This is a genomic window from Neomoorella sulfitireducens, assembly GCF_024733845.1.
GTDB lineage: Bacteria > Bacillota > DSM-521 > Neomoorellales > Neomoorellaceae > Neomoorella > Neomoorella sulfitireducens.
This window is the reverse complement of sequence record NZ_JANRHG010000024.1, coordinates 1-9,587: the sequence shown is the minus strand read 5'-3', so window position 1 is coordinate 9,587 and position 9,587 is coordinate 1. Positions and strand designations below refer to the sequence as shown.

The following is a 9,587-nucleotide window of genomic DNA, read 5'->3' as shown; positions in this document are numbered from 1 at the left end:
TCCAGGATGCGGTAGCCCCTGCCTTCTAAACAGGCAGCGGCGGCCGCCTCGCCCTGCCGGCCGCGCCGCCGCCGTGCCACAGTCATGCCGGTTCACCTCGCCTTGATGGCAAAAGGCTTAGATAATGGCACTAATCACGTAGCCTTACGGCATAAAGAAGGCTACCGCCGAGTTCATGGCATAATTGGTCAGGGGGGTCGGGTAAATCCCCAGGATGAAGAGGATCAACAGGGAAACTATCATGGCTATTTGCAGTCCAGGAGTTACCCGTACCGGCTGGCTCTCCTCCGGCGGGTTGCCCAGGTACATGGCCTTGGCCACCTGCAGGTAGTAGTAGACGGAAACCATGCTCATAAGGATACCGAGGATGGCCAGCCAGATATAGCCCCGGGATATAATGGCCATGAACAGGTATAACTTGCCGACGAAGCCGGCCATGGGGGGTATTCCTGCCAGGGACAGGAGGGAAAAAAGCATTACCGCCGCCACCAGGGGCGAACGCCTGGCCAGGCCGGCATAATCCCTGATCTCATCGCTCCCATCGGCGTTGGAAAATGCCGTGGCTGCCATAAAGGCGCCCATGTTGCCGAAGACGTAGAGCATGGCGTAATACATGATGGCGCCGATGCCCAGGACCGAGAAAGATACAACGCCAAGAAGCAGGTAGCCGGCCTGGGAGATGCTGGAATAAGCCAGCAGTCGCTTGATATTGGTCTGGGGAATAGCCACCAGGTTCCCCAGGACCATGGTCAGCACTGCCAGGGCGATAAAGAGCTGGACCCAGAAATTGTGCAGGTCCGGCAGGGCGCCGAAGAAAACCCTTACCAGGGCGGCAAAGCCCGCGGCCTTGGAAGCCACCGAGAGGAAAGCGGTTACCGGCGTCGGCGCACCTTCGTAAACGTCGGGCGACCACATGTGAAAGGGCACGGCCGTTACTTTGAAAGCAAAACCGGCCAGGATAAAGATGGTGCCCAGGATGAGGGCCGGGCTGGCGCCGCCGGCCGCAACTGCCCGTGCAATTTCTTTAATTACCGTGCTCCCGCCGGCGCCGTAGACCAGGCTCAGGCCGTACAGGAGGATGGCCGAGGACATGGCTCCCAGGAGGACATACTTGATACCGGCTTCGGCCGATTTAGCATCGTCGAGGCGGTAGGCTGCCAGGATGCAGAAAGCGATGGTCATCAGTTCCAGGCCCAGGTACAGGCTGATGAGCTCACCGGAAGATGCCAGGATCATCATCCCCAGGGTGGCCAGCACCAGCAGGGCATAATATTCTCCCTGGTTAAAGCCCATCTTTTCTACATACTCGAAGGAACAAACCGCAGCCAGCAGGGCGGCGGCCAGGAATAGAACTTTGAAATAGGTGCCGAAGGGGTCAATAACATAGCCCTGGAGGACTACCCCGCTGGCGTCCCGCATGCTTAAAGCTACCCCCATTATACCGGCCAGGCCGGCGGCTGCTACATAGCCGATACCGCGGCGGTCTTTTTGGGGTACCAGAAGGCCTAAAGCCAGCAGCCCCAGGCCCAAAGCCGCCGTCAATATTTCCACCGTTAGTAACTGCAGACTAGCCATTAAAAGATACCCCCAATCGCCTTCGCAGCTTCTATTTTAGCTACGAGCGGGGCTACGCCGCTGTTAATCATGTCAATCTGGAGGGATGGCAGCAGGCCAAAGAGGATCAAGGTGGCCACCAATACAACAATGGGGACCATCTCTACTCCACGGGCATCTTCCAGGTGGTCCCACTCGGGTTTCCGCGGGCCAAAGAAGGTGTTCTTGACCACCCGTAAAACATAGGTGGCCGTTATGACAATCCCCGAAATGGCCAGGATCGAGAGGATGCGGTAGGAAAGCAGGCCGCCCAGCAAAGATTGGTCCCTGGTAAAGGAGCCAATGAAAATGAGAAACTCGGCCACGAAGTTATTAAGCCCCGGCAGGCCCAGGGAAGCCAGGCCGCCAATAAGGAAGCCGGCGGCTACCCGCGGCATCTGGTGGGCCAGGCCGCCGAAACGGGCGATTTCCCTGGTATGGGCCTTATGGTAAACATTCCCTACCAGGGCAAAGAAGAGGGCTGTCATGATGCCGTGGGCGAACATCTGGGCTACCGCCCCGTTCAGGCTCAGGGTATTTAAGGCCGCTATCCCCAGCAGGACGTAGCCCATGTGGCTGACGCTGCTGTAGCCGATGACAAACTTCAGGTCCTTCTGGACCATGGCGATCATGGCCCCGTAGACGACATTGACAATACACAGGACGGCAATCAGGGGGGCCCAGTATTTGGCCCCTTCCGGGAAGAGGAAAACGCCCACCCTGATGAGACCGTAGGCACCCAGTTTCATCAAGACGCCGGCGTGGAGCATACTGACCGCCGTCGGCGCGGCCACGTGGCCGTCCGGTGACCACAGGTGCAGGGGCCAGATGGGCACCAGCACGCCGAAGCCGATTAACATCAAGAAGAAAACAAATTTCTGGAAGCCTAGGTCATACTTAACTGCCGCCAGGGTCTGGATATCAAAGGTAGCATGGCCCAGCTGCTGGGCAGCGTACAGGAAGGTGGCAATAATGCCGATCAGGGCGAAGGCGCTGCCGACCAGGAGGTAAAGGGTAAGCTTCATGGCAGCGTATTCTTTCCTGGTGCTGCCCCAGATGCCTATTAAAAGGTACATGGGTATCACCGCTACCTCAAAGAAGAGGTAAAAGAAAAAGAGATCGCGACTGATGAAGACCCCGAAGACACCCGTCACCAGCATCAACAGGAAAATAAAAAATTCCTTCACCCGTTTGGTCATATCCCAGGAGGCAAAGACGCCCGTAAAAATTACTATGGCCGTCAGCAGTACCATGGGCATGCTCATGCCGTCGACACCGACGGAGTAATTAATGCCAAAAGACGGCACCCAGGAAACATCCTGGAGGAATTGCAGGCCGCCTCGACCGTTATCATAGAGCACGTAGGCCACGATGGCCAGCACCAGGGAAACAAAAGTGGCCACAGCGGCGGTGATTTTGATAGTCAACTCTTCCCTTTCCGGGATTAACAGGATAAAAAGGAGTCCTACCACCGGCGCCAGCATAATAGCCGTCAAGATGGGAAAATTCACTGGACCACACCTCCAAACACCGGTGCCGCCATCCAGAGGGCAATAATCACTACGGCGGTAAAGATAACCAGGGCATAGGTCTGCAAGTTCCCCGTCTGGAGGAGGCGGAGTTTCCGGCCTGAGATACGGGTCATATCGCCGACACCGTCAAAGATGCCGTCAACTACATGCCGGTCGTGCCAGTTGAAGGCTTCCGACAGCCCCAGGACGACGCGGCGGAAAAGCCACAGATAGATTTCGTCGATATAATATTTGTTTACCAGCAGGTTGTAGAGACTGCGGTAACGGTTCGCTATTCTTTCGGGCACGTCGCTGGGACGGCCGTAGAAGAGCCAGGCCAGGCCGATACCCGCCAGGGCGACAAGTACGGAAATGAGCATGACGGCATAATTGGGCTCAACGTGATGGGGCTCGCCGTAATAAACAAAGGTACTGAAGCCGTGTTCGGTGAAGGGCGTACCCACAAAACCGGAGACTACCGAAAGCACGGCCAGGATAAGCAGGGGCACGGTCATAGTCAAAGGGGACTCATGGCCGTGTAACCCGGCGCGCCGCTTGCCAAAAAACGCTACAAAGATCAAGCGGAACATATAGAAGGCCGTCAGGAAGGCTACCAGGGTGCCCAGGATATAAAGGCCGGTAAAACCATGGTCAAAGGTTGCGGCCAGGATCTCATCCTTGCTCCAAAAACCCGCCAGGGGCGGTAACCCGGCCAGGGCCAGGGCGGCGATGACAAACGTAGTTGTGGTAACCTTCATATCCTTGTACAGGCCGCCCATGCGGAAAATATCCTGCTCTTCCAGGGCATGAATTACGCTGCCGGCGCCCAGGAACAGCAGGGCTTTAAAGAAGGCGTGGGTCATTAGGTGGAACATACCGGCCGTCATGCTGCCTACCCCCATGGCCATAACCATGTAGCCCAGCTGGCTCATGGTGGAGTAGGCCAGGATTCGCTTGATGTCCCGCTGGGCCACGGCAATGGTGGCCGAAAACAGGGCCGTAAAGCCGCCTACATAGGCCACCAGAAGCATGACGTCCGGCAGGCTGGCAAAGAGGACAAAGGCCCGGGCCAGCAAATAAACACCCGCCGCCACCATGGTTGCCGCATGGATAAGGGCGCTTACCGGCGTGGGGCCTTCCATGGCGTCAGGCAGCCAGACGTGGAGGGGAAACTGGGCCGACTTGCCGATGGGCCCGATAAACACCAGGGCCGCCGCCAGGGCTAAAAAGGCGGTGTTTTGATAGCCCGGTATGGCCTCTGCCAGTTCCCGGAAATTAAAGGTCCCGAACATGGCAAAGAGGAAGAAAAAGCCCAGCATAAAACCGAAGTCGGCCACCCGGTTGGTGACAAAGGCCTTGAGGCCCGCCCGGGCCGCTTCGGGTTTATGATAATAGAAACCGATCAGCAGGTAAGAACATAGTCCCACCAGTTCCCAGAAGAAAAAGATCATAAAGTAGTTATTGGCCAGGACCAGACCCAGCATGGAGGCGCTGAAAAGGGACAGGTAGCTGAAAAAGGAGGAAAATCCAGGGTCGCCATGCATGTATCCCACCGAGTAAATCTCGACCAGCAGGGCCACCAGGGTAACCACCAGGAGCATGACGGCCGTCAGGGGGTCGATTAAGATCCCCGCTTCAATCTTTAAAAGCCCCGGGATCTGGAGCCACGGGACGGCATATTCCACCGGGTGTTCCATAGTTATACCCAGGAGGAAAACTTCCTGTAATACGCCAACGGCCATGACAAAGCTGGCCGCAATGGCGGCGATGGCCACCAGGGCGCTCAAAAAACGCACTTTTCGTGTAATGAATACAATTATTGGAAAGGCAATTGCCGGAAGAACCGGGATTAACCAGGCATAACTGGTCAAGGGGATATCACCTGCCTTATTGACAAATTACCATTTCATCCAGTCAAGGTCATCCACATTGCTTTCCAGGCGCCGGCGATAAATGTTTAAGACCAGGGCCAGGCCGACGGCCACTTCGGCAGCGGCCACGACAATGACAAAAATGGCAAAGACCTGGCCTGTCACCCGCGCCGGCTCCAGGAAATGATTGAAAGCCACCAGGTTTATATTGACCGCATTGAGCATGAGTTCGATTCCCATTAATACGGCAACGGCGTTTTTCTTGGCCAGGGCGCCGAACAGGCCGATACAGAAAAGCAGGCCGCCCAGGGCCAGGTAGTGATTTAAGGTAATCACTGGTCCTGTTTCCCTCCCCTCGCCAGGAGTATGGCCCCGACCATACCCACCAGCAGGAGTATGGCTGCTACTTCGAAAGGAACGGCATAGGGGCCAAGAAAAGCCTCGGCGATGGCCCCGACATTGCTGCCCGGGCCGGGACCGGTAGTGGTCATCCAGGTCATACGGCCCGTTGCCAGGGCGGCAATGACAAAGAGGACCAGGGAAACAACGGCAGCAGCCAGGTAATTGACGTTAAACAGGTTGCTGGCGCGGATATCGCCCCGCCGGGTCAGCATAATGGCAAATACAATCAGGACGGCAATAGCACCGGCATAGACCAGGATTTGCACCGCCGCCAGGAACTCGGCGCTTAACAAGATATAGAGCCCGGCAACGCCGGCAAAGGTTAAAACCAGGAACAGGGCGCTGTGCACGATATTTTTTAATAAGACGACGGCCAGGGCGGAAGCAATAACAATTGCCGCCAGCAACCAGAAGAAGAGGGCAGTTGTATCAGGCACCTTTTTTCACCTCCGCTTCCGGGCCGGCCAGCAGGTCGTGTTCGGTATCTTCATGACGATAGCAGGCCAGTTCAAAGTCGGGCCGCCAGTGCAGGGCGTCCTGGGGGCAGCTTTCCACGCACAGGCCGCAGAAAAGGCACTGGCCCAATTTTGCCCGGTAACCCGTAAGCCGGCGTTTCTTTTGCTCGTCGCGCTCGCTTTCAACGGTTATGACATTGTTGGGGCAGGCGTTGGCACATATACCGCAGGCAATGCACTTTTCCCTTTCCAGGTATAGGGAACCATGGGAAGCCGGGGGCAGGTTGGGCCGTCTTTCCGGGTATTGTTCGGTAATGGCTTTGCCGAAACCCAAATGCCAGGTAGTCCTTAGACCTTTGAGCAAACCTCGCCCGAACATCCTACCACCTCCCCAATGTTAGCAATTGGTAAATCTTTATTCCCACACCCGTTACCAGGATATTGGCCAGGGACAGGGGTAACAGTACCTTCCAGTTAAAGCCCAGCAGGTGGTCGATGCGAATGCGGGGAAAGGTCCAGCGTACCCACATGAAAATAAAGATCATGATATAGACTTTAATCAAGAACCATAACCACGACGGCAACCATGGCCCGTGCCAGCCCCCCAGGAAGAGGGTTACCGCCAGGGCCGATACGCTTACCAGGTTGGCATACTCCGAGAGATAAAAAAGGGCATAGCGCATCCCGGTATATTCCGTATAGGGCCCGGCGATGATCTCCTGCTCCCCTTCCACCAGGTCAAAGGGACCGCGGTTCACTTCGGCCGTAGCCGCTATAAAGTAAATAAGAAAGGCCACCGGCTGGAGGAGAATAAACCATACGTTTTCCTGGGCGGCAACAATACGGGAAGTCTGCAAAGACCCGGCCAGCATAATTACCCCCAGGATAGAAAAGGTGAGGGGGATTTCATAACTCACCATCTGGGCGACCGAGCGCATGCTCCCCAGCAGGGCGTATTTATTGTTGGCCCCCCAGCCGCCCATTAAAATGGCGATGGTTGTGGTCGAGGCCACGGCCAGGAAGTAAAAGACACCAATATTTAAATCAACAGGTATCATCCCTTTGCCAAAGGGGATGATGGCATATACCATGACCGCCGGGATAAAGATTATTACCGGCGCAATAATGAAAACCCATTTATCGGCCCCGCGGGGGATAATATCTTCCTTGCCCAGTAGCTTTACCGCGTCGGCCACCGACTGGAGGAGGCCATGGGGACCCAGGCGATTGGGCCCGATGCGTTGTTGCATATAGGCGCTTATTTTCCGTTCCAGGTAAATCAAATAAAGGGCGTTAAGAAATATAAAGGCTAGGACACCCACTAGGTACAGGAGGCCCATGCTTATGGTCTGGGCCCACGGCGGCGCCCCGGCCAGAAGCCCCTCTAAATAGGCGGCTATGCCAGTAAAGATATTTTCCATAGCCCATCTATCCTCTCCCTTAAGCAAAACTCCCGCTTACCGATCAACTTCACCCAGAACTATATCAATCGAGGCAATGTTGACAACAAAATCCTGGATATTACCACCTGCGGCAATTTTAGGCAAGGCGCCCAGGTTAACAAAGGAGGGGCTGTGAATGTGCAGGCGGTAAGGCTTATTGCTGCCGTCACTCACGAGATAAAAGCCCAGGATCCCTTTAGCGCCTTCGATCTGGTGATAAACTTCTCCCCTGGGCGGTTTGATCACCCGGGGCACTTTGGCCATTACCGGCCCTTCGGGAAGCCCGGCCACGGCCTGGCGGATAATGCGGGCGCTCTGTTCCATTTCCAGGAGACGAATAACAAAACGGTCGTAGCTATCCCCGTTGTTTAAAGTGGGGATATCAAATTCAAAGCGGTCATAAATGCCGTACGGGCGCGCTTTGCGCAGGTCAAAGGGTAGTCCACAGGCGCGCAGGTTCGGCCCTGTAATGCCGTAGGCCAGGGCTGTCTCCAGGTCAATCTTGCCCACACCCCGGCAGCGGGCCTGGAAAATTTCATTCCCGGTAATCAAGTGGTTCACTTCGGCGATCATCTGGGGTAAATCATTTAAAAAAGCTTCCAGGGCCGGCAAAAAGCCCGGCGGGATGTCGGCAGCCACGCCACCGATACGCATATAGCTCACCGTCAGGCGCGAGCCGCAGGTCATCTCAAAAAGATCCAGTATCCGCTCCCTCTCCCGGAAAGGCGGAAACCATGCCGTCCAGCCGGACAGGTCCAGGGCCATGGAAGCTACCATTACCATATGGCTGGCCAGCCGCGACAGCTCGGCCATGATAATGCGCAGGTACTCGGCCCGCTCCGGCACTTCAATACCCATGAGCTTTTCCACCGTCTGGACATATCCCAGGTTGTTCAGCATCCCGGCCAGGTAATCAAGACGGTCAGTGTAAGGAATAACCTGGGTGTAAGTGCGGTCCTCAGCCAGCTTTTCTATGCCCCGGTGCAGATAACCAATTATATTTTCAACCTTTACTACTTTTTCTCCATCCAGGGTTAAGAGGGCCCTATATACGCCATGAGTACTGGGGTGCTGGGGGCCCATATTGAGCTCGATTTCCTGGGTCTGCAAATCCTCCCTGATAACGGCCATTATTTATTCCCTCCCTTCGCCGGCATTTAACTGGAAATCCTTGCGCAGTGGATGACCGGTAAAATCGTCGGGGCAGAGAATCCGTTTCAGGTCGGGATGCCCTTGAAAAATAACCCCCATTAGATCAAAGACTTCCCTTTCCTGTACTTCCGCTGCCGGCCAGATAGCCGTTAGCGAGGGAACTTCCGGCTCCTGGCGGTTGAGGTTTACCTTAACCCTCACCATCTTTGCTGCCGGCACAGCCAGCAAATGGTATACCATCTCTATCCGGTCTTCATCTTTATAGTCTACTGCCGTCAGGCCGGACAAAAAATTAAAACCCTGTTTTTCCTTTAACTCCTCCATTACTGCCAGCAGCCGGTCGGCCGGTACAACCATGACTGGCATGTCAACACCTTGCTCGATTTGCACTCCGGGGAAGTGGTCCTGGATTTCTTCTATTAACATGGTCATGTTACTTCACCAGCACTGCTTTAGGATTGATAACTTTTTTCTTCAGCTGCAGGAGGCCATTAATCAATGCCTCCGGCCGCGGGGCGCACCCGGGAACATAGACGTCTACCGGCACAATAGTATCTACTCCGGGCACAACGTTATAAGAATCCACAAAAGGTCCGCCGCTGATGGCACAGCTCCCCATGGCGATCACCCACTTCGGCGCCGGCATCTGATCGTAAAGGCGCCGTAAAAGGGGTGCCATTTTTTTCGTTACCGTTCCTGCCACAATCATCAAATCAGCCTGGCGCGGTGAAGGCCGGAATACTTCGTAGCCAAAGCGGGCAATATCATAACGGGCGCCGCCGGCAGCCATCATTTCAATGGCGCAGCAGGCCAGTCCAAAGGTCAGCGGCCAGAAGGAATGGGCCCGGCAGAAATTAAGCATATAGTCTACCGTTGACAGGATAATGTTGTCAGGCACTTGGGGTTCAGGCGGTCTTAACCTGGTTACAGCCACTTTAAAGCACCCTCCTTCCAGGCATACCAGAGGCCAATGACCAGGATACCAATAAAAATTATCATTTCAATAAAAGCAAATAGCCCCAGTACTTGAAAGCGTACCGCCCAGGGGTATAAAAAGACGGTTTCAACATCAAACAATAGAAAAACCAGGGCATACAAAAAATAACTTACTTTAAACTGAATCCATGTCGACCCCCGGGTTTCCAGGCCGCATTCATAGGT

General features: G+C 55.1%; 11 protein-coding genes. All 11 read right to left on the bottom strand.

The genetic code is table 11. From position 1 onward, the window contains the following. Nucleotides 1–144: 144 nt before the first annotated feature. Nucleotides 145–1,575 (bottom strand): NADH-quinone oxidoreductase subunit N, encoded by a 1,431-nt coding sequence (locus NWF31_RS14335; protein ID WP_258361189.1) that lies wholly within the window; start codon nt 1,573–1,575, stop codon nt 145–147. After that, nucleotides 1,575–3,104 carry a complex I subunit 4 family protein gene (locus NWF31_RS14330; RefSeq protein ID WP_258361188.1) on the bottom strand — a complete coding sequence of 510 codons (1,530 nt, stop codon included), beginning with the start codon at nt 3,102–3,104 and terminating at the stop codon, nt 1,575–1,577. The genes NWF31_RS14335 and NWF31_RS14330 overlap by 1 nt, the downstream gene beginning before the upstream one ends. Beyond that, entirely contained in the window at nt 3,101–4,975 is a 1,875-nt protein-coding gene (nuoL, locus tag NWF31_RS14325) for an NADH-quinone oxidoreductase subunit L (RefSeq protein WP_258361187.1), read from the bottom strand. The genes NWF31_RS14330 and nuoL overlap by 4 nt, the downstream gene beginning before the upstream one ends. Nucleotides 4,976–5,002: 27 nt before the next feature. Further along, the gene (gene nuoK, locus NWF31_RS14320) at nt 5,003–5,311 is read right to left on the bottom strand and encodes an NADH-quinone oxidoreductase subunit NuoK (RefSeq protein ID WP_258361186.1); all 309 of its coding nucleotides are present in this window, start codon (nt 5,309–5,311) and stop codon (nt 5,003–5,005) included. Then, the gene (locus tag NWF31_RS14315) at nt 5,308–5,814 is read right to left on the bottom strand and encodes an NADH-quinone oxidoreductase subunit J family protein (RefSeq protein WP_258361185.1); all 507 of its coding nucleotides are present in this window, start codon (nt 5,812–5,814) and stop codon (nt 5,308–5,310) included. Before NWF31_RS14315 ends, nuoK begins: the two co-directional genes overlap by 4 nt. Next, nucleotides 5,807–6,211 carry a NuoI/complex I 23 kDa subunit family protein gene (locus NWF31_RS14310; protein ID WP_258361184.1) on the bottom strand — a complete coding sequence of 135 codons (405 nt, stop codon included), beginning with the start codon at nt 6,209–6,211 and terminating at the stop codon, nt 5,807–5,809. Before NWF31_RS14310 ends, NWF31_RS14315 begins: the two co-directional genes overlap by 8 nt. A gap of 1 nt (nt 6,212) precedes the next feature. Beyond that, complete coding sequence (nuoH, locus tag NWF31_RS14305; RefSeq protein WP_258361183.1) at nt 6,213–7,253, bottom strand: NADH-quinone oxidoreductase subunit NuoH; 1,041 nt, start codon at nt 7,251–7,253, stop codon at nt 6,213–6,215. A gap of 36 nt (nt 7,254–7,289) precedes the next feature. After that, complete coding sequence (locus NWF31_RS14300) at nt 7,290–8,405, bottom strand: NADH-quinone oxidoreductase subunit D (RefSeq protein WP_258361182.1); 1,116 nt, start codon at nt 8,403–8,405, stop codon at nt 7,290–7,292. Nucleotides 8,406–8,408: 3 nt separating this feature from the next. After that, nucleotides 8,409–8,858, bottom strand: coding sequence for an NADH-quinone oxidoreductase subunit C (locus tag NWF31_RS14295; RefSeq protein WP_258361181.1), 450 nt, complete (start codon nt 8,856–8,858; stop codon nt 8,409–8,411). A gap of 1 nt (nt 8,859) precedes the next feature. After that, nucleotides 8,860–9,360, bottom strand: a complete 501-nt coding sequence (locus tag NWF31_RS14290; RefSeq protein WP_258361180.1) for an NADH-quinone oxidoreductase subunit B — start codon at nt 9,358–9,360, stop codon at nt 8,860–8,862. Beyond that, nucleotides 9,351–9,587: NADH-quinone oxidoreductase subunit A (locus NWF31_RS14285; protein ID WP_258361179.1), on the bottom strand; the 237-nt coding region annotated here is incomplete at its 5' end. The genes NWF31_RS14285 and NWF31_RS14290, both read right to left, overlap by 10 nt.

Coding starts and splice junctions, on each gene's coding strand:
- NWF31_RS14335 (WP_258361189.1), bottom strand. CDS start 1,575: ATGGCTAGTCTGCAGTTACTAACGGTGGAAATATTGACGGCGGCTTTG.
- NWF31_RS14310 (WP_258361184.1), bottom strand. CDS start 6,211: ATGTTCGGGCGAGGTTTGCTCAAAGGTCTAAGGACTACCTGGCATTTG.
- nuoH (WP_258361183.1), bottom strand. CDS start 7,253: ATGGAAAATATCTTTACTGGCATAGCCGCCTATTTAGAGGGGCTTCTG.
- NWF31_RS14300 (WP_258361182.1), bottom strand. CDS start 8,405: ATGGCCGTTATCAGGGAGGATTTGCAGACCCAGGAAATCGAGCTCAAT.
- NWF31_RS14295 (WP_258361181.1), bottom strand. CDS start 8,858: ATGACCATGTTAATAGAAGAAATCCAGGACCACTTCCCCGGAGTGCAA.